Origin of the sequence: Staphylococcus sp. Mo2-1 (assembly GCF_046721385.1) — a bacterium.
Classification (GTDB): Bacteria; Bacillota; Bacilli; order Staphylococcales; family Staphylococcaceae; genus Staphylococcus; species Staphylococcus equorum_A.
In genome coordinates, this window is record NZ_JBEUUK010000001.1 from 393531 (window position 1) to 418272 (window position 24742).

Consider the following 24742-nt stretch of genomic DNA (forward strand, 5'->3'; position numbering starts at 1 on the left):
ATGACAAAAATCATTTTCAATAATAAGATAAGATTAGGAATATGTAAATTATGTTTATAGTCGCTAAGTATTGTGAAGAACTAAGTAGATTGAACAACTATCAACATTTAGAGGGTGGATGTCATGACGATACTAAACCAAGTGATCATTGTCGAAGGCAAGTCAGACAAGAAACGGGTAAAGCAAGTTATTGATCAGCCAATTGATATCATATGTACGAACGGTACTATGGGCATTGATAAAATCGATGAAATGGTTGAAACTTTATATGATAAACAAGTGTATATTCTTGTGGATTCAGATAAAGAAGGTGAAAAGATACGGAAATGGTTCAAACGATATCTCAGTGAAAGTAAACATATACGCATAGATAGACAATATTGTGAGGTTGCTAGATGCCCTAAACCATATTTATCCAGAGTACTGCGAAAACATGGTTTTTCTGTAAAAGATGCAGAAAAAGTAGCTAAAGCAAAATTAGATTATATAGCTGAAAGGGTAAGTTTATTAACATGAATGTAACAAGTGAACACCGTGCAGATGTGCACGAACATGAAGAAAAAGAAAAATATTTAATATTTGGTTATACACCAACGTGTGGAACTTGTAAAGTTTCAGAACGCATGTTAGATATAGCAAATGAAATTTTGAAGCTACCAATTACGAAAATAGATTTGAATTTTCATCCTGATTTTAGCCAAGCGCAAGAAATACAATCTGTACCTGTGCTCATGCTGATGTCTAAAGGTAAAGAACAGAAAAGAATTTACGCATTTCAATCTGTTCCTTATTTGTTAGAAAATTTAAAATAGTTATTGACGAAACATGAGTGCGATGATAGGATTAAAAATAATTAAATAAATGATACTCTTATCAAGAGTGGTGGAGGGATGTGCCCTTTGAAGCCCGGCAACCGTCTGAATCAGAAATGGTGCCAATTCACATGAAGTTATAATTAACTTTGGGAGATGAGAGAAGCGATTAATGCTTTCTCTTTTCTTCACTGCATAAAAGGGGAAGCATTTTTTAATTGATAGTGTAATACAAGGAGGCAAGTGTGATGATTGAATTAAATCAAATAGTCAAAAGGTACAAAACAAAAAAACACGACGTACTAGCTGTAGATCATGTTGATTTAAGCATTCAATCAGGCTCAATCTTTGGAGTGGTTGGTTTTTCAGGAGCGGGGAAAAGTACTTTAGTAAGACTCTTGAACAATCTCGAGCAACCTACTTCAGGTGACGTAATTATTGATGGAGATAAGATTGGTGATTTATCTAAATCAGATTTAAGAAAAAAACGTCAAAAAGTGAGCATGATTTTTCAACATTTTAATTTACTGTGGTCACGAAATGTATTAAATAATATTACATTCCCGCTAGAAATTGCTGGTGTTTCGCGTCGTGAAGCGAAGCAACGTGCTTTAGAATTAGTGGAATTGGTAGGACTAAAAGGAAGAGAAAATGCATATCCATCGGAATTGTCAGGTGGTCAAAAGCAACGTGTCGGTATTGCGCGTGCATTAGCTAATGAACCTACTGTATTGCTTTGTGATGAAGCAACAAGTGCGTTAGATCCTCAAACGACCGATGAAATTCTAGAATTATTATTAAAGATTAAAGAAGAACGAAATTTAACAATCGTAATCATTACACACGAAATGCATGTCATTCGACGTATCCGCGATGAAGTCGCTGTTATGGAAAGTGGCCGTGTAATTGAACAAGGCGAGGTTACAACTGTCTTTGAAAACCCACAACATGCAGTAACAAAACGCTTTGTGAAAGATGATTTAGACGATGATTTTGATGAATCTATCACAGATTTAATATCATTAAAGGAAAATGATTATGTAGTTCGCTTGAATTTTACAGGAAGCAATACTACGGAGCCGTTAGTATCATACATAACTAAGACGCATAATATTGATGTAAATATATTGGAAGCTAATATTAAACATACGAAAGATGGTTCAATCGGCTTTTTAGTAGTACATTTACCAACAGTAAATTCAGAAAAATTCGAAAAGTTCAAAAACGATTTAGAAGCGCAACACGTTTCAGTGGAGGTGTTAAAGCATGGGTAATTCGTTTGGTGACATACTCCGTGAGATGGTTACTATGCCAAATATCAGTTGGGACGAAGTTTGGTTAGCAACATATGAAACAATTTATATGACTGTAATAGCAACAGCATTTGCTTTTGTTTTAGGACTGATTTTAGGTGTTTTACTCTTCTTATCAGCTAAAAGTAAATCACCAGTTGCAAGAGTCTTTTATAGTGTAGTTTCATTTATCGTAAACTTATTCAGAGCGATACCATTCATTATTCTCATACTCTTGTTGATTCCATTCACAAGTTTAATATTAGGAACAATCAGTGGACCAACTGGGGCTTTACCAGCATTGATCATTAGTGCTCGCACCGTTCTATGCAAGATTAGTAGAGATTGCATTTAAAGAAATCGACAAAGGCGTAATCGAAGCGGCTTGGTCAATGGGTGCAAATACATGGACAGTAGTAAAAAAAGTCCTTTTACCAGAAGCAATGCCGGCTTTAATATCTGGTATTACAGTTACTGCAATTGCTTTGGTTGGATCAACAGCAGTTGCGGGTGTAATTGGTGCAGGTGGTTTAGGTAACTTAGCGTATTTAACTGGCTTCACACGAAATCAAAATGACGTCATATTTGTATCAACAGTTTTAATACTAATTATTGTATTTATCATTCAATTTATTGGTGACTGGTCTACAAATAAAATAGATAAACGATAAATTTTTAAAAGGGGACTTTATTATATGAAAAAAATATTAAGTTTAGTTTCTGTAGCAGCTTTAGCACTTTTATTAGCGAGCATGTGGCGGTGGCGGAGATGAAAAAGATAAGACAATTACAGTCGGAGCTTCGCCAAGCACCGCACGCAGAAATATTAGAAAAAGCCGAACCATTGTTAGAAGATAAAGGTTATAAATTAAAAATCAAAACGATTAATGATTATACAACACCGAATAAATTATTAGATAAAGGTGAAATTGATGCGAACTTCTTCCAACATACACCATATTTAAAAACAGAGAAGGAAGACAAAGGCTATAAAGTGGAATCAGCAGGAAACGTTCACTTGGAGCCTATGGCAGTATACTCTAAAAAACATAAAAGTTTAAAAGATTTACCAAAAGGCGCAACAGTATACGTTTCGAATAATCCAGCTGAAGAAGGACGTTTCTTAAAATTCTTCGTAGATGAAGGACTTATTAAATTAAAAGATGGCGTTAAAACAGAAGACGCTACGTTTGATGATATTGTAGAAAATAAAAAAGATATCAAATTTAATAATAAACAATCTGCAGAGTATCTACCTAAAATTTATCAAAACGAAGATGCTGATGCTGTAATTATTAATTCAAACTTTGCAATTGATCAAGATTTAAGCCCTAAAGATGATTCGATTGTTCTAGAGAAAGCAAAAGACAATCCTTATGCGAATTTAATTGGCGTAAGAGAAGGTCATAAAGATGACGAGAAAATCAAAGCGTTAGTTGATGTACTCCAATCTAAAGAAATTAAAGACTATATCAACAAAGAATACGATGGTGCAGTCGTACCAGCAAAATAACATCAAATTTCATGAAGAATCCTTTAACGACAACGGTTTGAGGATTCTTTTTTATGGTTGTAAGAATTGAAAAGGGTAGTGTGTACAAATTATCGAATATAAAGCATGAAAAATACGCCCAAATTTGGACGCATTAACCAAGTTTTACTTGTTCAAGTTTGTTCATCATTTTCTTAGATAATTGTTCTATAACACTTTTTAAAGATATGGCTATGACTTAATATTTGTGAAGATACTTCTTTTATAATCCTTACATATTTAACAGTCGTTCTTAAAAGTATGTAAAAGCGTCTAAGTTGTATAGGATTGCCTTTGTGATTCGTTAACACAAAATTGCTATTTCGGTAATAATTGTCATTCCACTTTGACTCTTTCTTGTTTTTTAATTAATTCGATAGTAAAAATTAAAGATGAGAATATGAGTGTAGGGGACATTATTATTATGAAATAGGGCACACATCATTTAAAGTAACTTATGTATATTGCAAAGATAACTAGAAATGTAGCAAATATTCCATGTAAGATTAAAAGTAAATAATACTGTTTATCAGTCATGGGGGTAAAGTTGTTCCGCTTAACTCTTCTATTATTTTCCCAACGAAATATAAAAGCCCAAAAATAAGCGTATACAGGTATGAAAATAATCCCTAATACAATAGCGACTAGTAAACCCATAATAAATCTCCTTTTTTCTTAAGGATATCATAAATTATATATTCGATTGTCAAAATATATAATTGCAAGGGTATGTACTTTTGACGTTCGTACAATATAAAGCATAAATAAAAAACTATAAAATATTGTTGTGGTTAACTTGAAAACAGTAATGACAGATTTAAAAATAATATAGCGACCACAAGAGAATGTGGAAACTAACTATAGCTGTGTAAAGAATTTATAAAGCGAATTGTAATAAAAAATTGAAACATGCGATGCATACTTATCTCATATATTTGAAATAGTGATCTCAGGTGAGTAAAATAAAAGAATGGAAATAGATTGATTGAGAAAAAATCAGTTTCATTTTCAATGGGAGAACTAACAAATTAATGGTAAGCTTTCTATAATAATGGAAGGTTTATGTATTGATTATATATAGAATCACTAAAATATCACTTTCGCTGTTGATATTTTATTTAATAGCTCGGAGGTTATGGGATGCTTTTATATCATTAAATGATTTAAAAGTAATGGGACATATACTTCCGGGTTATTTTTTCGTCTTTTATCTTGATTCTTACAAGACGCTTGACCAGATGGGACTAATATAGTGCTTGCAGAATACTTCAATACGAAAGACAGTAACCGTGTCTTAGCTGAACGCTTCTGAGATATAAAATAATAAGATTGTACTTAAAGAACTACAAAAAACCACCGACAAAGTTGCTTAACTTCGTCGGTGGTTTGTCTACGTTTGAAATACTGTTTTAATTAAAGTACATATTTAGACTAAATCATGCTCATCTTTAATGTCGCCAACTATATTTTCTAAAATATTTTCCATGGTAATCATACCAATAGGATTACGATTTTCATCTTCGACAAGTGCGATGTGGATTTGATGTGATTTCATCAGCTCTAGTACATGATGATATTTAGTATTAAGACTTACTTTTAGAATATCATTTGTAATATCTTCAAGGGTCGTTAAATCATCATTTAAAAAGTCCTTAGCATGTAGATAACCAACAATTTGAGTTGGCTTATCTCTAAATACAGGGAATCTTGTGTAATTCGCATTATTTATATAAGCTTTTGTTTCATCTACATCACTTTTAATATCAATAACTGAAACTTTATCGAGAGCAATATAACCATCTTTAATCGTCATTTCATCAAAAGCAAATGCACGATTGATATGCGTTAATTCATTTTCAGAGATTTCTCCGCCTTCATGACTTTCTTTAATCAATAATTTTAATTCTTCTTCGGAATGGTAGAGTTCACTTTCTTTAGCGAGGTTGCATACCAAACATCTTTAAAATTAATCGCGCTGAACCATTAAGTATATATATAAATGGATAAAATAATTTGTAAAACATGATCATTGGCTTAGCTATGATTAATGTAATTTGTTCGGCTTTTTGAATCGCAACTGTCTTAGGTGCCATTTCGCCGACTACAACGTGTAAATAGGTTGCAATTACGAAAGCGCCAATTAAAGTGAAGACATGTATCATCGAATCTGATAAACCTAAACTACTGAAAAGCGGGTGTAACATAAACTCAAAAGTCGATTCGCCGACCATACCGATGCCTAGAGCGGTAATTGTTATACCTAATTGACAGGCAGCCAAGTATTCATCTAAGTGTGTTACTACCTTTTGTGCTGAAAGTGCATTTTTATTATTACCTGTTGCAAGCGAGTGGATTCTCGATGTTCGAACTTTGACTATTGCGAACTCAGAAGCGACAAAGAATGCAGTAAGTATTAATAAAATAATAAACGTGATTAAACTAATAAGGGTTCCCAAATATTAATTAATTCCTCCAATATTTTCTGATTCAATCTAAAAAAGATTGAAAGCTTATTATATAAAAAATGAGTGTAGTTATCCACTGTCAAGATTTACATATTTTAAAAAAACTAAATTTATTTTTTGTGCCGCCGGAAAATTTGTGGAAAACGGACTTTAAAAATGCCATCGAGCATTATCGATGGCATTTAAAATTTATATATTTGATTTTAATCTTTTGTAGTGCGCCCTAATTTATAACTAATAATAAAACCACAAACCAACGTTATGATTGAAATAATCCATATTAAAATAGAATGTGGGAGGCCAGGAAATACCGCGTATAGTGAACCTACTACGAAACCAATAATTAATGCGTAGGTTAAGTAAGTATGGTAAGTCAGTAAGTGTTGGATAATTTTACTGGAAAATAAGAAACCGGCAATAACACCTAAACCAACTGAAATTAATACAGGAATGGCATTAAAGTTTAGCGAAATAAATTCTGAGAGTGCATACATTACTGTACCGTAAACTCCAAACACCAATAACATAAATGAACCTGATATACCTGGAAGCAACATAGCACTAGAGGCACACGCACCAGCAATAAAATACTTAATGAAAAGACCAGTTGAAAGCTCTAGTGTTTCGCCCGCATGCTTGTCGCCGTTATTTAATAAAGTAATGACAACAATTATAATGATGCCCAACACAAGAAGTGAATAGTGTTTAATATTAAAAGTTTGTTTAAAGCGAGAAGTATTTAATAAATATGGGATGATGCCCGCAATTAAACCAACAAAAAAGAACATCGTGGGTACTGTGTGTTCACTCAGTAAGTAATTGATAACTTTGCTTAATAAGCCTATAGCTAGGACCATTCCTAAACCAATTGGTATTAAAAATTTTAAACTTTCCCAAAAGCGTTTAGAAAAAAGACCGCTGATAGAACGAATAAAGTCGTCATAAATACCAAGTAAGAGGGCAATAGTGCCTCCGCTCACTCCTGGAACTAAATCAGTTGTTCCCATAGCAAACCCTTTACTAATATTTGACCATTTTATTTTTGACATGATAGTCTCCTTTGGATTGAAAATATATAAATGATAATAGCATAAAAGTGAGCATGAGAATATTAAAATCAATGTAAAAAAATATTGTTTATCACATATAAATGAACACTGACTCTTTTTTAAAAAGATTATAGGCATTGAGAACAACGATGATATTATTATCAGTTACGAAAACCTAAGAATCCCTATCGAAAATGATTGTGTTTTAATAACGATTTTAATTTAGCTCCTGAAAAGGTTTATATTCAAATATAACTACGTTATAATTAGAAGATGTAACAAAGGCTCAGTCTTTTGACTGTAGATTAAAATTATTATAAACTAGATAAGAAAAACATATCATATAATACGGAGGGAATATGTATGCCATCAACATTAGAAATTAAGGACCTACATGTGTCTATTGAAGATAAAGAAATTCTTAAAGGTGTTAACTTAACAATTAACACAGACGAAATACACGTTGTAATGGGACCAAATGGTACTGGTAAATCAACATTATCATCAGCAATCATGGGACACCCTAGCTACGAAGTAACGAAAGGTGAAGTTTTATTAGACGGCGTTAACATATTAGAACTAGAAGTTGACGAACGTGCAAAAGCAGGCCTTTTCTTAGCAATGCAATATCCATCAGAAATCACTGGTGTAACAACTGCAGATTTTCTACGTTCAGCAATTAATGTTAAACGTGGAGAAGGTAATGAAATTAATTTGATGCAATTCATCAAAAAATTAGATAAAGAAATGGATCGTTTAGATATCGATCAAGATATGGCACAACGTTATTTAAATGAAGGATTCTCTGGCGGCGAGAAAAAACGTAATGAAATTCTTCAATTAATGATGTTAGAACCAAAATTCGCAATTTTAGATGAAATTGACTCTGGTTTAGATATCGATGCTCTAAAAGTAGTATCTAAAGGTATCAACTTAATGCGTGGCGAAGAATTCGGTGCATTAATTATCACTCATTATCAACGTCTATTAAACTACATTACTCCAGACCATGTACATGTTATGTATGCGGGCAAAGTAGTTACTTCAGGTGGACCGGAATTAGCAAAACGTTTAGAAGAAGAAGGCTATGAATGGGTTAAAGAAGAGTTCAACGCTCAATAATAAGTCTCAAATCATATGAAAACATTAATTTAGATGAAGATTTAAGGTTTTGATTTATACCAATGAATTAAATCATACAATCATCAAATGGGAGGAAAAAATAGTATGACGACTGAAACTTTGAACATTTCTGAAGCTCAACTTGTTGAATATTCACAAGCCCATAATGAACCTTCTTGGTTAACTGAATTACGTAGAGAAGCGTTGAAATTAACTGAAACTTTAGAAATGCCAAAACCAGATAAAACAAAAATTAACAAATGGGATTTTGATTCATTTAAACAACATGAAACAGTAGGTAATGTTTATGAATCAATAGAAGACCTACCTGCAGAAGTAAAAGAAATTATTGATGTAGAAAACACTGAGAACTTAGTAATACAACATAATAATACACTTGCTTTTACAAAGGTTTCTGATTCTGCAAAAAACGATGGCGTAATCATTGAAGGATTATCAGACGCGTTGAAGAATCATCCTGATTTAGTGAAAAAATATTTTATGAATGACACAGTAACTGTTGATGAACATAGATTAACAGCATTACACACAGCGCTTGTTAATGGTGGTATGTTTGTATATGTACCTAAAAACGTAGTGGTTGAACATCCAATTCAATACGTTGTTTTACATGACGATGCTAATGCAAGTTTCTATAATCACGTTATCATTACTACTGAAGAAAGTGCAGAAGTAACGTATGTTGAAAACTACTTGTCAAATGCAAGCGGTGAAGGTAACCAACTTAACATCGTTTCAGAAGTAAGTGTTGGTGCAAACTCGAAAATCACTTATGGTTCAGTAGATTATTTAGACAAAGGCTTTACTGGTCACATTATTCGTCGTGGTATGACAGAAACAGACGCAACAATTAACTGGGCATTAGGACTAATGAATGAAGGTAGTCAAATTATCGATAATACTACTAATTTAATTGGTGATCGCTCAGAAAGTGAATTAAAATCTGTTGTCGTTGGTACGGGTAGTCAAAAAATCAATTTAACGTCTAAAATCGTACAATACGGTAAAGAAACAAATGGATATATTTTAAAACATGGCGTTATGTTAGAAAGTGCTTCAACAATATTTAATGGTATTGGTTACATTAAACATGGCGGTACTAAATCAAACGCGCAACAAGAATCACGTGTACTTATGCTTTCTGAAAATGCACGTGGGGATGCGAACCCAATTCTATTAATAGATGAAGATGACGTAGAAGCAGGACATGCAAGCATCAGTAGGCCGTGTAGATCCAGAACAACTTTACTACTTGATGAGTCGTGGTATTTCACGTCGAGAAGCTGAACGTTTAGTTATTCACGGTTTCTTAGATCCAGTAGTTCGTGAACTACCGATTGAAGATGTAAAACGCAAATTACGTGAAGTAATTGAACTTAAAATTAATAAATAATTAACGAAATTAATTACGTTAAGGACAGTAGTAATTCAAGTGTTAGGAAAGCGAATGATTCTTATTAAGTACGTTTTAAATTTGAATTAAACGAGTCTTCCTAACTTTACTAAGGTCTGATTATAGATTTTTAATTAAGAAAGGTCTGTGGATAAATTGACCGAATCATTAAATGTTAGTGAAATTGTAAAAGATTTTCCAATTCTTGAGCAAGCAAGTACATGGTAATAGACTAGCTTATCTAGACTCTACAGCAACAAGTCAAACGCCTATCCAAGTGATTGATGCGATTGATGATTACTACAAACGATATAACTCTAATGTACATCGTGGTGTTCATACACTCGGTTCATTAGCAACAGATGGCTATGAAAATGCACGTGAAACGGTAAGACGTTTTATAAATGCGAAATATTTTGAAGAAATTATCTTCACACGTGGCACGACAGCGGCGATTAATATTGTTGCACATAGCTATGGCGATGCGAATGTTTCTGAAGGTGATGAAATTGTTGTTACTGAAATGGAACATCATGCCAACATTGTACCTTGGCAGCAATTAGCGAAGCGTAAAAAAGCAGAATTGAAATTTATTCCCTTAACTGAAGATGGAGAATTAGCGATTGAGGACGTTAAAGCGACTATTAATGAAAAAACTAAAATAGTTGCGATTGCTCATGTTTCTAACGTATTGGGCACTATAAATGATATCAAAGCTATTACCGAAATTGCGCATGAACATGGTGCAATTATCAGTGTGGATGGTGCGCAAGCTGCCCCTCATATGGATATAGATATGCAAGACTTAGGTGCTGATTTTTATAGTTTTAGTGGTCACAAAATGCTTGGTCCAACGGGTATTGGTGTGTTATATGGTAAACGTACATTGCTAAATAACATGGAGCCAGTTGAATTTGGTGGAGATATGATAGACTTTGTTGATAAATATGAAGCATCATGGGCAGATTTGCCAACAAAATTCGAAGCAGGTACACCACTTATTGCACAAGCGATTGGCTTTGCAGAGGCTATAAAATATTTACAAAATTTAGGATTCGAAGCAATTCATCAACATGAAGCGACATTAACACAGTATGCTTATGACAAAATGTCAGAGATAGAAGGTATCGAGATATATGGTCCGGCAAAAGATCGTCGTGCTTGGTATCATTACTTTCAATATGACTGATGTTCATGCGCATGACGTTGCAACTGCAGTTGATACTGAAGGTGTAGCTGTTCGCGCGGGGCATCACTGTGCTCAACCACTAATGAAATGGTTAAAACAATCTTCTACAGCCCGTGCAAGTTTTTATATTTATAACACGACAGAAGATATTGACCAATTAGTTGAAGCCTTGAAACAAACGAAGGAGTTTTTCTCATATGAATTTTAATAATTTAAATCAGTTGTATCGTTCAGTAATTATGGATCATTACAAAAGCCCTAGAAATAAAGGTACTTTAGATAATGGCTCTATGACAGTAGACATGAACAATCCAACGTGTGGGGATCGTATTCATCTTACGTTTGATATAGAAGATGGTTTTATCAAAGATGCTAAATTTGATGGAGAAGGCTGTTCTATTTCAATGTCTAGCGCCTCAATGATGACCGAAGCGGTTAAAGGCAATTCTTTAGCTGATGCCATGAAAATGAGTCAAGAATTCTCGAAAATGATGCTTGGCGAAGAGTATGAAATCAGTGAAGACATGGGGGATATTGAAGCGCCGCAAGGTGTTTCACAATTTCCTGCAAGAATTAAATGTGCCACGTTAGCTTGGAAAGCCTTAGAAAAGGGTACAGTTGAAAAGGAAGGCAATGCAGAAGACTAATTCGAGTCGAAGCATTGACATTGTGTAAAATCCCATTCAAACTAGTATGAACAACATGAAATTTCATGAATGTATATAGATGAAATCATTATTCTTATAGCAGACAGTTAAAGAGAATAATACAATAAATGAACTTGCACGTAAGTCGTTTTTAATATATAAAAGGAGTGATTTAAATGGCTAAAAAAGCACCTGATGTTGGGAATTATCAATATGGTTTCCACGACGAAGATGTTTCCATTTTTAGATCAGAACGCGGTTTGACAGAAAATATTGTCCGCGAAATTTCGAATATGAAAAGTGAACCTGAATGGATGCTTAATTATAGATTAAAATCATTGAAACAATTCTACAAAATGCCTATGCCACAGTGGGGTGGGGATTTATCAGAATTAAACTTTGATGATATCACTTATTATGTTAAACCATCAGAAAATACAGAACGCTCATGGGATGAAGTGCCTGAAGAAATTAAACGTACGTTTGATAAATTAGGTATTCCTGAAGCTGAGCAAAAATATCTTGCTGGTGTTTCAGCACAATATGAATCAGAAGTTGTTTACCATAACATGGAGAAAGAACTTGAAGACCAAGGTATCATCTTTAAAGATACAGACAGTGCTTTAAGAGAAAACGAAGATTTATTCAGACAGTATTTCTCAACAGTAGTACCTGCTGCAGATAATAAATTCTCAGCGTTAAACTCAGCTGTTTGGTCAGGTGGATCATTTATTTATGTTCCAAAAAACATTAAACTAGATACACCTTTACAAGCTTATTTCCGTATTAACTCTGAAAACATGGGTCAATTTGAGCGTACTTTAATCATTGCTGATGAAGGCGCATCTGTGAACTATGTAGAAGGTTGTACGGCACCAGTATACTCAACAAGCTCGTTACACTCAGCTGTTGTTGAAATCATTGTACACAAAGACGCACATGTGCGTTATACAACGATTCAAAACTGGGCGAACAACGTATATAACTTAGTTACAAAACGTACTTTAGTATATGAGAATGGTAATATGGAATGGGTTGATGGTAACTTAGGTTCTAAGTTAACTATGAAATATCCAAACTGTGTACTTTTAGGCGAAGGTGCTAAAGGTAGTACGTTATCTATCGCATTTGTCGGTAAAGGACAAGTACAAGATGTTGGGGCGAAAATGATTCATAAAGCGCCAAACACATCTTCTACAATTGTTTCTAAATCTATTTCTAAAGATGGCGGTAAAGTTGTTTATCGTGGTATCGTGCACTTTGGCCGTAAAGCAAAAGGCGCACGTTCAAACATTGAATGTGATACGTTAATTTTAGATAACGAATCTACTTCAGATACTATCCCATATAATGAAGTATTTAATGACAATATTTCGTTAGAACATGAAGCAAAAGTATCTAAAGTTTCAGAAGAACAATTATTCTATTTAATGAGTCGTGGTATTTCAGAAGAAGAAGCGACTGAAATGATTGTAATGGGCTTCATTGAACCATTTACAAAAGAACTTCCAATGGAATATGCTGTTGAAATGAACCGTTTAATCAAATTCGAAATGGAAGGATCAATTGGCTAATCATAGCTACTGATTCAACAATTTCTTATAAAATAAAAGCACGAGAGATACAAATTCAATACCATTTATTCTTTAAATGTTATCGAAGCATGCGTATCATCTCGTGCTTTTTTATGCATGATTTTAGAAAATTAAAACTTTCCATATTGGAAAAATGAAAATAAGTAGTGCTACCAATGTTAATAAACACAGTATGCTATTTACAACGCGATCACCATTAATAGCTGAAATAATATTAATCATAATTAATATTATGATGATAAAAAAGCCGCTATAAAAATATAAGTTGCCATTAAATACTTTGTTAAAAGATAATATAGGTATGAAATAGGCGACTAATGTAGCAAAGGCAGAAACTAATGTCATATAGTACTTAATAAAAAAACACCCCTTTAATGAAGAAACAACTTTATGGGCTATCAAAATTTCAATAAATACAAGGGAAGTTTATAGCATAGGTATACATCGATCATACTATTCGTGAAATATTTTCTTGGAAAATAGAATAAAGTTAAGGTATATTTCAAATATTTCACCGTTCATAGAGTGATGGTTTGATGAATTTTAAGAAGGATAAGAAAACAAGTGCCCGACCATATGAATTGGTCGGGCACTTGTTTTTATGTATAGATAGTGCCGTATTGGAGTGTACTGATATTTTCTCTTCTCAGGTCTGCACCTGTTCTGTACAAAACGATAATTGATAAGAGCAGTATCATTACTGTACAAATAATAATCCATTTTCCGAGTTTGCTAATATCAAATAGGATACTGAAAATTATTATTAAGAATAATATACAGAAAAAGGCAAAAGCCGTATACATCATTAAATTTCCCATAAATAAAACATTCCTTGTAGAGTTAGCTTAAAAAACTCACTAATAAAAGTGAGTTTGTGAAGAGTTTCCCAAATTTAGCGTACCTAAGTGTCACGCTTAGTTTAATTCTAGCATAGCTATAAAATTCATAATATATAAATGAAAAGAAATAGTACTAAAGGATGATATTTGCTAATTAACTTATTTAAAATTTAATTTAGTTAATGCTTCACAATTAGATGATTCAAAATACTAATCCTTTTGTAACGTTTATAAATTATGAAAGAAGGGAATTAAAGTACAACTTATAAATTTTTTTATTATAAATTTTACTAAAGGAGTAATGCATATATGATTATAGCGATAATCATACTTTTGTTTGCTTCATTTTTCTTTTCAGGCGCCGAAACCGCATTAACAGCTGCGAATAAGATGAAGATGCAAACGGAAGCACAACAGGGCGATAAAAAGTCCGGAAAGATATCGAAATTATTAACCAAACCAAGTCAATTTATTACCACCATTCTTATTGGTAATAATATAGCAAATATTGTTTTACCTACATTAATAACGATTTTAGCTGTAGATTTAGGCATAAGTGTTAGTATTGCAACAGTAGTGACAACAGTAACAATTATTGTAATATCTGAAGTCATCCCCAAATCGATTGCCGCAACGTACCCTGATAGGATCTCACGTTTAGTTTATACACCGATTTCATTCTTTATTATGATATTTAAACCAATAACGTTAGTTTTAAATGGTATGACTGACGCAATAAATAAGTTTCTTTCCAAAGGCAACGAAGACCAACAACGATTTTCAAAAGAGGAAATCAGACAGATGGTTTCGATTGCCGGTAGTGAAGGTGCCTTTAATGAAATGGAACGTAACCGTATACAAGGAGTTATGGATTTTGAAAAATTAAAAATTAAAGATATTGATACAACACCTCGAATAAATGTCACAGCATTTTCATCAGATGTATCCTATAAAGAGGCATATGATACAGTTGTTTCAAACCCATATACCCGTTATCCTGTGTATGATGAAGATATAGATAATGTTATAGGTGTTTTCCATTCGAAATATTTATTAGCATGGAGCCGTGAGACTGATAACAATATGTCACAATATACTTCTGAAGCTTTATTTGTAAATGAGCATAATAGGGCTGAGTGGGTGTTAAGAAAAATGACTGTATCGCGTAAACATTTGGCGATTGTATTAGATGAATACGGTGGCACAGATGGAATTGTATCCTATGAAGATCTTATTGAAGAAATGTTAGGTATGGAAATCGAAGATGAAATGGATGAAGAAGAAAATGAAAAAATCGAAGAACAAATGAAAGCATACAACAAGAAATAACATTTTACAATACTTTCATACTCATTTTGCAGTTAAACATAAGTGTTGAAAAGGGGCGTGCTAAATGAAATTATCATCTAGAATTACTGAGATTTTAGGTATTAGATTTCCTATTTTGCAAGCAGGCATGGCAGGTAACACAACGCCTGAATTAGTAGCAACTGTGAGTAATAGTGGAGGATTGGGAAGTATCGGTGCAGGTTATTTCACACCTGAAAGACTTGAAAAAGAAATTACCTATGTACAACAACTGACTGATTTACCGTATGCAGTTAATTTGTTTGTACCTAGTCAGAAATTATATATTCCAGATAAGGTAGAGCATATGAATGCTTGGTTAAAACCGTATCGGCGTGCGTTTAACCTTGAAGAGCCAGTATTGAATATGGATGAAACACATCAATTTAATCACGCGATTGATATTGTTATTGAAAAAGGCGTGCCGGTGGTTACTTTTACTTTCGGTATACCTGATCAAACAACGATTGCAAAATTAAAAGAAAGAGATATAACCATTATGGGTACTGCAACTTCTGTAGATGAAGCGATTGCTAATGAAAGTGCAGGGGTAGATGCTATTATTGCACAAGGTAGTGAAGCAGGGGGTCATCGAGGTTCGTTTACTGTGACTGGAAGTAATCAGACGCCATTAATTGGAACGATGTCACTTGTCCCTCAGATTGCTGATGCAATTGATATACCAATTATTGCATCTGGCGGTATTATGGATGGTCGTGGACTTGTTGCAAGTATCGTTTTAGGTGCAGAAGCAGTTCAAATGGGAACTGCATTTTTAACTACTGAAGAAAGTGGCGCATCATCACTATATAAAAATATGATACAACAAAGTAAAGAAACAGATACTGTTGTGACTAATGTATTCACTGGAAAGTTCGCTCGAGGTATTGATAATGATTTTATCCATAAAATGGATGAATATGACGATGATATACCAGATTATCCAATTCAAAACCAGTTAACGAGTGCGATTCGTAAAGAAGCGACTCAAAAAGGCGACGCACAGTGGACACACTTATGGAGCGGTCAAAGTCCACGACTTGCTCAAAATGTTTCCGCTACGTTGTTAATTCAACGTATAATTAATGAATCAAAAGCACTATTGAATAGTTAAATTGTTATATCAATAATATAGATGCCTCACGCTATACGATTGCTCGTATCCTTACATTATGAGCAATCGTTTTTCTATAATATAGGAATGAGTAAAATAGGCTAAGTGAACTCTGTATTATATAGCAATCTCTTACTTTTTAAAGTTATAGTAAATTAAATTTAATCAAGTGAATCCAATAAAACATATATGGTATCATTACATTGGTGATACTATGATAAATATTGGATTAACAGGTTGGGGCGATCATGATTCATTATATGAAGACTTGCAACGAAAGACAGATAAACTAGTGACCTATGCAAGTCATTTCCCGACAGTAGAATTAGATGCTACTTATTATGCAATTCAACCTGAAAGAAATATACGAAAATGGATAAGAGAAACACCTGAACGTTTTGAATTTGTCGTAAAGATACATCAAGCATTAACTTTACATGCTGATTATCATGATTATGCAGAAACCAGACAAACATTATTTGATCAATTTAAAGCGATGTTACAACCATTAAAAGACGAAAATAAACTTGCTATGGTATTAGTGCAATTTCCACCATGGTTTGATTGTACAGTTCAAAATATTACATATATACGTTATATTCGTGAGCAACTCAAAGCATTTCCTATGTGTGTAGAATTTCGTAATCGATCATGGTTTAATGACGCGTATAAAGAAGAAACATTAGCTTTTTTAACGCGACAACAAATAATTCATTCTGTATGTGATGAACCGCAAGCAGGTCAAGGTTCGATTCCGTTAGTTAATCGCATTACGCATGAAACTGCATTTGTTAGGTATCATGGGAGAAATGTTCACGGCTGGACTAAAAAAGACATGACCGATGAAGCGTGGAGAGATGTAAGGTATCTATATGATTATAATGAACAAGAATTAAAAGATTTAGTAAATAAAGTGAAAGTATTAGAACACAAAGCTAAAAACATTTATGTTGTTTTTAATAATAATTCTGGTGGCCATGCTGCTCAAAATGCAAAAACTTATCAAAAAATATTAGGCATAGATTATCAAGGGTTAGCGCCGCAACAATTAAAATTATTCTAGGAGAGATTACATGTTTACAATTATATTATTGATTTTAATTGGAGGGTTATCAGCAGTTTTAGGCTCTATTGTGGGTATCGGTGGCGGTATCATTATCGTGCCAACATTAATATATCTTGGGGTAGAGAATAACCTATTAGAAGGTATTACGCCTCAAATCGCTATAGGAACATCTTCCGTTATTTTAATAGTTACGGGTTTAACTTCAACGTTAGGTTATTTAAAAACAAAGCAAGTAGATGTGAAGAACGGATCAATATTTTTATTTGGCTTATTGCCTGGTTCTTTAATTGGAGCACTACTAAGTCGCTATTTAACGTTAGAATCCTTTAATTTATATTTCGGTATATTCTTAATCATTGTAGCCATCTTACTTATTATAAGAAATAAGATTAAGCCATTTAAAATATTTGATAAACCCAAATATGAGCGCAGTTATGTCGATGGTAATGGTAAAAAATATCATTATAGTGTACCGCCGCTAGTAGCATTTATTGCGACGCTATTTATTGGTACTTTAACTGGATTATTCGGCATTGGTGGCGGTGCATTAATGACACCATTAATGCTTATTGTATTTAGGTTCCCGCCCCATGTGGCAGTCGGTACAAGTATGATGATGATATTTTTCACAAGTATAATGAGTTCAGCAGGACACATTGTACAAGGCCATGTAGCATGGTCGTATGCTATTGTTCTAATTATTGCAAGTTATTTTGGCGCTAAACTAGGCGTGAAAGTGAATCAATCCATAAAATCAGATACAGTAGTCTTTTTATTACGTACATTTATGTTAATTATGGGTATATACTTAATAATAAAATCATTCCTATAAAGTAAGAGGAGGGGAAATATAGATGAAACTAACGATTTATCATACAAATGATATACATAGTCATTTACATGAATATGCACGAATTTCAAAATATTTAGCCGAAGATAGACCGAAACTAAATCATCCCTCACTCTATTTAGATATTGGCGACCATGTTGATTTATCTGCGCCAGTTACTGAGGCGACGATGGGTATAAAAAATGTTGAATTGTTAAATAAGGCACAATGTGATATTGCCACGATTGGCAATAATGAAGGCATGACAATTTCACATGAAGCTTTAAATACACTTTATGATGATGCGAACTTCGAAGTGACTTGTGCAAATGTTTTTGATGAACAAGGACAATTACCGAATCATCTATCACCATCTTTAATTAAAGTGATAGATGGTGTACGCATTTTATTTATTGCGGCTACTGCACCATTCACGCCTTTTTATAGAGCACTTGATTGGGTAGTAACTAATCCTTTAGAAGCCATTAAAGATGAAATTAGTGCAAATGAAGGCGAGTATGATTTATTAATTATTATGAGTCATGTTGGTGTTTTCTTCGATGAAAAGTTATGCCAAGAAATTCCTGAAATTGACCTTATTTTAGGTAGTCATACCCATCATTATTTTGAAAATGGTGAAATGAATAATGGTGTATTAATGGCAGTCGCAGGCAAATACGGTAATTTTTTAGGTGAAGTTACCCTTGAAATTGAAAACAAACAAGTCGTTAAAAAAGAAGCTACGATATATCCAGTAGAAACTTTGCCTGAAGTTGAGACAAATTTTGAAGCGGAAGGTAAGGCGCTTTTAAGTGATCCTATTATCGATCGACAAATAGAGCTACCACGCAGAACAAATGTTATTACACAAACATCGTATATGCTTGCTGAAAGTATATTTGAATTTACGAATGCTGACTGTACGATTATCAATGCTGGATTAATCGTTAAAGGTGTCATTGCTGATCAAGTCACTGAATATGATATTCATCAGATGCTACCTCATCCAATTAATGCAGTACGAGTTAAATTAAGTGGTCAAGAATTGAAAAACGTTATAATAAAAAGCCAAAAACAAGAGTATATTCATGAGCATGCACAAGGATTAGGCTTTAGAGGTAATATATTTGGTGGATATATATTATATAATTTAGGTTTTATTGAGTCTGAATCACGTTACTTTATTAACGGCGAAGAAATTGATGATGAAGCGACTTACATTCTAGGAACGGTTGATATGTATACATTCGGCCGTTATTTCCCAATGTTAAAAGATGAGGCTATAGATTACTTAATGCCTGAATTTTTAAGAGATATCTTCAAGGAAAAATTACTAGAATTTTAAAAACTAACAATATACGTTTAAATTTATTGAAAATTTCGTTATAATGATTACAGATTTCAAACTCAGGAGGATTGTGCGGATATGGCTACTAAAAACGAAGAAATTTTACGTAAACCAGATTGGCTGAAAATAAAGCTAAACACTAATGAGAACTACACTGGACTGAAGAAAATGATGCGCGAAAAGAATTTGCATACAGTTTGTGAAGAGGCAAAGTGTCCCAATATACATGAATGTTGGGGAGAACGTCGTACTGCTACATTTATGATTTTAGGTGCAGTATGTACACGTGCTTGTCGTTTCTGTGCAGTTAAGACAGGATTACCTAACGAGTTAGATTTAGATGAGCCAGAACGCGTGGCTGAATCTGTTGAATTAATGAACTTAAAACATGTTGTTATAACAGCAGTAGCACGCGATGATTTAAGAGACGCTGGTTCAAATGTTTATGCTGAGACGGTACGTAAGGTACGTGAACGTAATCCGTTTACTTCAATAGAAATCTTGCCATCAGATATGGGTGGAGATTTTGAAGCATTAGAAACATTAATGGCTTCAAAACCAGATATTTTAAATCACAATATCGAGACAGTCCGCCGATTAACGCCGACAGTTCGTGCAAGAGCAACGTATGATCGTACGTTAGAGTTCTTAAGACGCTCAAAAGAGTTGCAACCCGATATTCCGACTAAATCAAGTTTAATGGTAGGTTTAGGTGAAACACATGAAGAAATCTATGAAACAATGGATGACTTACGAGCAAATGATGTAGATATCTTAACAATAGGTCAATATTTGCAACCTTCACGTAAACATTTAAAAGTTGAAAAATACTATACACCATTAGAATTTGGTAAATTAAGAAAAATTGCGATGGATAAAGGTTTCAAACATTGCCAAGCTGGACCGCTTGTAAGAAGTTCATATCATGCAGATGAGCAAGTGAATGCAGCAGCAAAAGAAAGACATCGTATTGGTGAAGAAAAATTGGGTACTGATACAAAGATTTAATAGCGAAAAAGACTTAGTTCATTTGTTAAGTGTGCTTATTTTAGCTTCACTTTATGGACTAAGTCTTTATTAGAAATATAAAGTATATATACATCACATGAGACTGACTATAGCAGTTTGGTGTTCATTGAATGCATGGATAGTATACTTAGATTAGGTGAATGAAATGATAAAAGTGAATGAACACTACTTTGAAATCATAGAAGAGTATAGAGAATGTTTTGACGAGGAAACATTCGCAAATCGTTATTCTGACATATTAGATAAGTATGATTATATCGTAGGTGACTTTGGTTACGAACAATTAAGATTAAAAGGTTTTTATACTGATAAAAACAAAAAGGCAGAGTTGAGCAAACGTTTTTCGACAATACAGGATTATTTATTAGAATACTGTAATTTTGGTTGCCCATATTTTATCTTGAGACGTATTCCGGAACAGGAACTTAAAGCACATGTAGATGAAACTGAAGAGGCTGATCCTGATTTTGAAGAAAATAAATTGCAAGATGTAAAGATTAAGCCAAGTATTCAAGATACAGAAAAATAAATATTGATTAATAAAACGGGAGCAGAACCTAAAACTCCCAATTTAAAAAGGAGGCTGGGACATATTACATGTCTTAGCCTCCTTTTTTTATATTGGCAGTGGCTGACTGAATTGAAAATGCGCTTATATCAAGCTTTTTTCAATTCTAGTCAGCTGTGCCGGGGTGGGACGACGAAATTTTATTAGAAAAATTAGATTTCTGTCCCACTCCCCTTTCGCTATATTAAAATATGTTGATTGTTCATGTTCAGGAATACGGATTGGAACTGTAGTTCTTGCTCGCATTGTTTCATCAGGCCTTTCGTATGAAAAAGTGATATAAAAAGAACGATGAACTTTTCCAACAGTTAATAACTATTGAATGACTTCATTTAAATATTCGGTGATTTCATTTCCTTCATCTTCATTAACACCAAGTATGTACGAGATGTAACCTTCTTCTTCTAAATCATCTGTGCCGATAATCCCAAATTTATTTGTTTGCATATTTAATACGATAGTTTTACCAAAATGGCGATTGGTTTGGACTAACATCAAATCGTAACGACTATGTTCGCCTACAAAACCGACAAATTGGACTTGAGCTGATTCGTCGTCGTCATATAGATACATATCAATCATTTTATTACACTCCTCGTAGCGTGTGACTTATAATATAATGCAGTAGTTAATATATTTTCTATGGTTAAAAAGTCTTAATTCACAGTATAACGATAAATGAATTCGACTGCAAAGGTATGGTATGATTAGAGTGATAGGGGTGACGATGATGTATTTTGTTAATAAAGAAAAATTGAATACAAAGTTAAATTATTTACAACAATTAATTACAGATTATCCTCAAAATAAAGATAATCACTATGCGTTTGAACGTATTGCACAAATGTTTATAGAGTCAGCTGTAGATATTGGAAATATGGTAATTGATGGCTTTATATTAAGAGACCCAGGTAACTATAAAGATGTTATCGATATTTTAGAATTAGAAAAAGTGATTTCTAAAGACACACAAGTTCACATCAATGAAACGGTCGATGTAAGAAAGCAGTTTGTCCACTATTATGATGAACTTGATACGGCCAGTCTTATACCACTTTTTGATGAGGCAGTGCCTTATTATCAACAATTTATTGAAGAAGTCATACATTTTTTAAAAAGTGAAGATGTGCCAGTTACAGCTTTTGGTAAAAAAGGAGAGTAAGTATTAATGAAAAATTACAAAGCTTATCTTATTGATTTAGATGGCACGATGTATAAAGGTAATGAAACGATTGATGGTGCAACGCAATTTATAGAATATCTAAACCAACAACAAATTCCACACTTATATGTAACGAACAATTCTACGAAAGAACCAGAAGAAGTAGCTTCTAAATTACATACAATGGGTATAGATGCAAAGGCTGATGAAGTAGTTACTTCAGCACTTGCAACTGCTGAATACATTTCAGAAGCATCACCAGGTGCTACTGTTTATATGTTAGGTGGTAGCGGCCTTGAAAAAGCACTCACTAGTCATGGATTAATATTGAAAGACGATGAGTTTGTTGATTACGTAGTAATTGGATTAGATGAAGCAGTGACTTATGAAAAATTAACCACTGCAACATTAGGCGTACGCAATGGTGCAAAATTTATATCAACGAATCAAGATGTATCGATACCTAAAGAACGAGGCTTTTTACCAGGTAACGGAGCTATTACAAGTGTTGTAACAGTATCTACAGGTGTTCAACCGACATTTATCGGTAAACCTGAACCTATTATTATGAAAAAAGCATTAGAAATTTTAGATTTAGAGCGCTCAGAAGTAGCTATGGTTGGAGATTTATATGATACGGATATTCTTTCAGGAATTAATGTGGGCATTGATACGATACATGTACAAACTGGCGTCACAACTAAGGAACAAATCGTACTAAAAGAAATACCGCCGACTTATACGTTTAAAGATTTGAATGAAGTGATCAAAGAACTCAAAATGTAGGGGTGATTGTATGAATAAAATAGTCGTTAGTAGAAAAATACCTAAGTCATTTATAGAACAATTAGAAACACTTGCGGATGTAGAAGTTTGGAACGAATCTTATACACCAATGCCAAGAGATAAATTTTTGGACTCTTTAAAGGATGCAACTGCTTGTCTTATAACTTTAAGTGAAAAAATTGACGAAGAAGTTATAGAAGCGGCGCCTCATTTGAAAGTGATTGCAAATATGGCAGTTGGTTTTGATAATATAGATGTGCAACTTGTACAAAGTAAAGGGATAGTTGTTACGAATACGCCTGGCGTGTTAACTGAGACAACAGCAGAACTGGGCTTCACTTTGATGTTGACCGTGGCAAGACGCATTGTTGAAGCGGAACAATACGTACAAAAGGGTGAATGGCAAAGTTGGGGACCATATCTTTTGGCAGGTAAAGATTTATATAATGCTAAGGTGGGTATCTACGGCATGGGTGATATCGGTAAAGCCTTTGCGAGACGCTTGAAAGGATTCAATGCAAATATTATGTATCACAATAGATCACGACATAAAGACGCTGAAGAAGCGTTAGGCGCTTTGTACGTGCCGTTTGATACATTGCTTGAGCATAGTGATTTTATTATTTGTACAGCACCACTTACTGAAGATACAAGAAATAAATTTGATACTGATGCATTTAAAAAGATGAAAAATGATGCAATATTCATTAACATTGGACGAGGTGCAGTTGTTGATGAGGAAGCACTTGTCAATGCTTTACAAGATGGAGAAATTGCTGCATGTGGCTTGGATGTCTTACGTCAAGAACCGATTGAAATGACGCATCCATTGTTATCAATGAAAAATGCAGTCATCTTACCGCATATTGGTAGTGCATCTGTAGTAACGAGAAATCGTATGATTCAACTTTGCGTCGATAATATACGCTTAGTGTTAAGTCATAAAAATGCTAAAACACCGATTTCATAAAATTAAATTACATGTTTTTCAGAACTGCTAACAAAGTCATTGACTTTGTTAGCAGTTTTTTTGCTCAAATTTGAATTGATTATAAAAATGAGGTAATAAATACTCATTTTTAATAAACGATGAACATTCGTAAGTTTAAATACATAAAATAACAGAACATTAATTTTTAATGAGGCTCATTTTGTTATATCAATATTTAATAAAAATTAATTCCTCTCTTTTTATGCGTCATTCAATATAACATTTTTGTTATATATAAATTTGTTTATTCAATTGTCAAGCGGTGGTAAAAAATGTATAATATATTAGTAAAATGTTAACGCAATGTAAATTGCTTAGGTTAATAAAATTTTATTTATTACATAATTTGATTATAGTATAGTCTGAATTGAAACAGAAGAGGTGAACAATGAGTAAAAAAATAGAACAAGATTCATTATTTCATAAGTTAAAACCCTGGCTCATAACGCTGCTTTATTTTGCTATTTTTATAGCGTTGTATCTCATATATGGTACTGGCGATACTCATAACAACTTTATTTATAATGAATTTTAATAGAGGAGAGAA

General features: G+C 33.3%; 19 protein-coding genes, 5 pseudogenes and 1 riboswitch. Of the genes and pseudogenes, 21 read left to right on the forward strand and 3 right to left on the reverse strand.

Translation table 11 applies throughout. The features are described 5' to 3' along the window. The first annotated feature begins 123 nt into the window (after nucleotides 1-123). The 5 genes and pseudogenes from ABLV95_RS02005 (at nucleotide 124) to ABLV95_RS02025 (ending at nucleotide 3617) form a co-directional block, all read left to right on the forward strand. On the forward strand, nucleotides 124-516 hold the full coding sequence (locus ABLV95_RS02005; RefSeq protein WP_056935399.1) for a toprim domain-containing protein: 393 nt from the start codon (nucleotides 124-126) through the stop codon (nucleotides 514-516). After that, entirely contained in the window at nucleotides 513-812 is a 300-nt protein-coding gene (locus tag ABLV95_RS02010) for a thioredoxin family protein (RefSeq protein WP_021339857.1), read from the forward strand. Before ABLV95_RS02005 ends, ABLV95_RS02010 begins: the two co-directional genes overlap by 4 nt. 55 nt (nucleotides 813-867) lie before the next feature. Then, a riboswitch (SAM riboswitch) is annotated at nucleotides 868-975 on the forward strand. Nucleotides 976-1060: 85 nt separating this feature from the next. Beyond that, nucleotides 1061-2086 (forward strand): methionine ABC transporter ATP-binding protein, encoded by a 1026-nt coding sequence (locus tag ABLV95_RS02015; RefSeq protein ID WP_460872480.1) that lies wholly within the window; start codon nucleotides 1061-1063, stop codon nucleotides 2084-2086. Further along, nucleotides 2079-2775 (forward strand): annotated as a pseudogene (locus ABLV95_RS02020) (methionine ABC transporter permease). The gene ABLV95_RS02015 and the pseudogene ABLV95_RS02020 overlap by 8 nt, the downstream one beginning before the upstream one ends. 24 nt (nucleotides 2776-2799) lie before the next feature. After that, nucleotides 2800-3617 (forward strand): annotated as a pseudogene (locus tag ABLV95_RS02025) (MetQ/NlpA family ABC transporter substrate-binding protein). A gap of 1444 nt (nucleotides 3618-5061) precedes the next feature. On the opposite strand, the pseudogene ABLV95_RS02030 reads toward ABLV95_RS02025, so the two are convergent. Further along, nucleotides 5062-6091: pseudogene (locus ABLV95_RS02030) on the reverse strand (hemolysin family protein). A gap of 212 nt (nucleotides 6092-6303) precedes the next feature. Next, nucleotides 6304-7149: a polyprenyl-phosphate transporter PopT gene (locus ABLV95_RS02035; protein WP_069817968.1), complete on the reverse strand. Its 846-nt coding sequence runs from the start codon at nucleotides 7147-7149 to the stop codon at nucleotides 6304-6306. 363 nt (nucleotides 7150-7512) lie between these two features. Here ABLV95_RS02035 and sufC point away from each other — a divergent pair, with 363 nt between their 5' ends. The 12 genes and pseudogenes from sufC to ABLV95_RS02095 all read left to right on the forward strand — a co-directional run bounded on the left by sufC (nucleotide 7513) and on the right by ABLV95_RS02095 (nucleotide 21217). After that, nucleotides 7513-8271 (forward strand): Fe-S cluster assembly ATPase SufC, encoded by a 759-nt coding sequence (gene sufC, locus ABLV95_RS02040; protein WP_069817969.1) that lies wholly within the window; start codon nucleotides 7513-7515, stop codon nucleotides 8269-8271. A 105-nt stretch (nucleotides 8272-8376) separates the two neighbouring features. Then, a pseudogene (gene sufD / locus ABLV95_RS02045) lies at nucleotides 8377-9685 on the forward strand (Fe-S cluster assembly protein SufD). A 156-nt stretch (nucleotides 9686-9841) separates the two neighbouring features. Further along, nucleotides 9842-11082, forward strand: a pseudogene (locus ABLV95_RS02050) (cysteine desulfurase). Continuing rightward, on the forward strand, nucleotides 11072-11521 hold the full coding sequence (gene sufU, locus ABLV95_RS02055; protein WP_460872482.1) for a Fe-S cluster assembly sulfur transfer protein SufU: 450 nt from the start codon (nucleotides 11072-11074) through the stop codon (nucleotides 11519-11521). Before ABLV95_RS02050 ends, sufU begins: the two are co-directional and overlap by 11 nt. A 176-nt stretch (nucleotides 11522-11697) precedes the next feature. Beyond that, on the forward strand, nucleotides 11698-13095 hold the full coding sequence (gene sufB, locus ABLV95_RS02060; protein WP_460876251.1) for a Fe-S cluster assembly protein SufB: 1398 nt from the start codon (nucleotides 11698-11700) through the stop codon (nucleotides 13093-13095). Between the two features lie 1169 nt (nucleotides 13096-14264). Further along, nucleotides 14265-15284 carry a hemolysin family protein gene (locus ABLV95_RS02065; protein WP_460876253.1) on the forward strand — a complete coding sequence of 340 codons (1020 nt, stop codon included), beginning with the start codon at nucleotides 14265-14267 and terminating at the stop codon, nucleotides 15282-15284. 64 nt (nucleotides 15285-15348) lie between these two features. Further along, complete coding sequence (locus ABLV95_RS02070; protein ID WP_460872484.1) at nucleotides 15349-16416, forward strand: NAD(P)H-dependent flavin oxidoreductase; 1068 nt, start codon at nucleotides 15349-15351, stop codon at nucleotides 16414-16416. 214 nt (nucleotides 16417-16630) lie between these two features. Next, a complete protein-coding gene (locus ABLV95_RS02075; protein WP_460876255.1) occupies nucleotides 16631-17479 on the forward strand; it encodes a DUF72 domain-containing protein in 849 nt (282 codons plus the stop codon). Nucleotides 17480-17489: 10 nt separating this feature from the next. After that, nucleotides 17490-18314: a sulfite exporter TauE/SafE family protein gene (locus ABLV95_RS02080; RefSeq protein ID WP_069833019.1), complete on the forward strand. Its 825-nt coding sequence runs from the start codon at nucleotides 17490-17492 to the stop codon at nucleotides 18312-18314. A 22-nt stretch (nucleotides 18315-18336) separates the two neighbouring features. Beyond that, the gene (locus tag ABLV95_RS02085; RefSeq protein ID WP_460876257.1) at nucleotides 18337-19656 is read left to right on the forward strand and encodes a bifunctional metallophosphatase/5'-nucleotidase; all 1320 of its coding nucleotides are present in this window, start codon (nucleotides 18337-18339) and stop codon (nucleotides 19654-19656) included. Between the two features lie 81 nt (nucleotides 19657-19737). Further along, nucleotides 19738-20667 carry a lipoyl synthase gene (gene lipA, locus ABLV95_RS02090; protein ID WP_069833021.1) on the forward strand — a complete coding sequence of 310 codons (930 nt, stop codon included), beginning with the start codon at nucleotides 19738-19740 and terminating at the stop codon, nucleotides 20665-20667. 166 nt (nucleotides 20668-20833) lie between these two features. After that, nucleotides 20834-21217 (forward strand): YutD family protein, encoded by a 384-nt coding sequence (locus ABLV95_RS02095; protein WP_069833022.1) that lies wholly within the window; start codon nucleotides 20834-20836, stop codon nucleotides 21215-21217. A gap of 354 nt (nucleotides 21218-21571) precedes the next feature. On the opposite strand, the gene ABLV95_RS02100 is transcribed toward ABLV95_RS02095, so the two are convergent. Continuing rightward, a complete protein-coding gene (locus ABLV95_RS02100) occupies nucleotides 21572-21838 on the reverse strand; it encodes a DUF3055 domain-containing protein (protein ID WP_002508165.1) in 267 nt (88 codons plus the stop codon). 148 nt (nucleotides 21839-21986) lie between these two features. On the opposite strand from ABLV95_RS02100, the gene ABLV95_RS02105 reads away from it, so the two are divergent. From ABLV95_RS02105 to ABLV95_RS02120, 4 genes are all read left to right on the forward strand, one after another. Next, entirely contained in the window at nucleotides 21987-22418 is a 432-nt protein-coding gene (locus ABLV95_RS02105) for a DUF86 domain-containing protein (protein ID WP_069833023.1), read from the forward strand. Nucleotides 22419-22424: 6 nt separating this feature from the next. Next, nucleotides 22425-23204 carry a TIGR01457 family HAD-type hydrolase gene (locus tag ABLV95_RS02110; RefSeq protein WP_069833024.1) on the forward strand — a complete coding sequence of 260 codons (780 nt, stop codon included), beginning with the start codon at nucleotides 22425-22427 and terminating at the stop codon, nucleotides 23202-23204. Nucleotides 23205-23214: 10 nt separating this feature from the next. Beyond that, a complete protein-coding gene (locus ABLV95_RS02115) occupies nucleotides 23215-24174 on the forward strand; it encodes a 2-hydroxyacid dehydrogenase (RefSeq protein ID WP_069833025.1) in 960 nt (319 codons plus the stop codon). 409 nt (nucleotides 24175-24583) lie between these two features. Beyond that, the gene (locus tag ABLV95_RS02120) at nucleotides 24584-24730 is read left to right on the forward strand and encodes a teichoic acid D-Ala incorporation-associated protein DltX (protein WP_069833026.1); all 147 of its coding nucleotides are present in this window, start codon (nucleotides 24584-24586) and stop codon (nucleotides 24728-24730) included. The last annotated feature ends 12 nt before the right edge of the window (nucleotides 24731-24742 follow it).

Bases quoted from the DNA above. Each gene is read 5' to 3' on its own strand.
- ABLV95_RS02005 (WP_056935399.1), top strand. From the start codon at position 124: ATGACGATACTAAACCAAGTGATCATTGTCGAAGGCAAGTCAGACAAG.
- ABLV95_RS02010 (WP_021339857.1), top strand. From the start codon at position 513: ATGAATGTAACAAGTGAACACCGTGCAGATGTGCACGAACATGAAGAA.
- ABLV95_RS02015 (WP_460872480.1), top strand. From the start codon at position 1,061: ATGATTGAATTAAATCAAATAGTCAAAAGGTACAAAACAAAAAAACAC.
- ABLV95_RS02035 (WP_069817968.1), bottom strand. From the start codon at position 7,149: ATGTCAAAAATAAAATGGTCAAATATTAGTAAAGGGTTTGCTATGGGA.
- sufC (WP_069817969.1), top strand. From the start codon at position 7,513: ATGCCATCAACATTAGAAATTAAGGACCTACATGTGTCTATTGAAGAT.
- sufU (WP_460872482.1), top strand. From the start codon at position 11,072: ATGAATTTTAATAATTTAAATCAGTTGTATCGTTCAGTAATTATGGAT.
- sufB (WP_460876251.1), top strand. From the start codon at position 11,698: ATGGCTAAAAAAGCACCTGATGTTGGGAATTATCAATATGGTTTCCAC.
- ABLV95_RS02065 (WP_460876253.1), top strand. From the start codon at position 14,265: ATGATTATAGCGATAATCATACTTTTGTTTGCTTCATTTTTCTTTTCA.
- ABLV95_RS02070 (WP_460872484.1), top strand. From the start codon at position 15,349: ATGAAATTATCATCTAGAATTACTGAGATTTTAGGTATTAGATTTCCT.
- ABLV95_RS02075 (WP_460876255.1), top strand. From the start codon at position 16,631: ATGATAAATATTGGATTAACAGGTTGGGGCGATCATGATTCATTATAT.
- ABLV95_RS02080 (WP_069833019.1), top strand. From the start codon at position 17,490: ATGTTTACAATTATATTATTGATTTTAATTGGAGGGTTATCAGCAGTT.
- ABLV95_RS02085 (WP_460876257.1), top strand. From the start codon at position 18,337: ATGAAACTAACGATTTATCATACAAATGATATACATAGTCATTTACAT.
- lipA (WP_069833021.1), top strand. From the start codon at position 19,738: ATGGCTACTAAAAACGAAGAAATTTTACGTAAACCAGATTGGCTGAAA.
- ABLV95_RS02095 (WP_069833022.1), top strand. From the start codon at position 20,834: ATGATAAAAGTGAATGAACACTACTTTGAAATCATAGAAGAGTATAGA.
- ABLV95_RS02100 (WP_002508165.1), bottom strand. From the start codon at position 21,838: ATGATTGATATGTATCTATATGACGACGACGAATCAGCTCAAGTCCAA.
- ABLV95_RS02105 (WP_069833023.1), top strand. From the start codon at position 21,987: ATGTATTTTGTTAATAAAGAAAAATTGAATACAAAGTTAAATTATTTA.
- ABLV95_RS02110 (WP_069833024.1), top strand. From the start codon at position 22,425: ATGAAAAATTACAAAGCTTATCTTATTGATTTAGATGGCACGATGTAT.
- ABLV95_RS02115 (WP_069833025.1), top strand. From the start codon at position 23,215: ATGAATAAAATAGTCGTTAGTAGAAAAATACCTAAGTCATTTATAGAA.
- ABLV95_RS02120 (WP_069833026.1), top strand. From the start codon at position 24,584: ATGAGTAAAAAAATAGAACAAGATTCATTATTTCATAAGTTAAAACCC.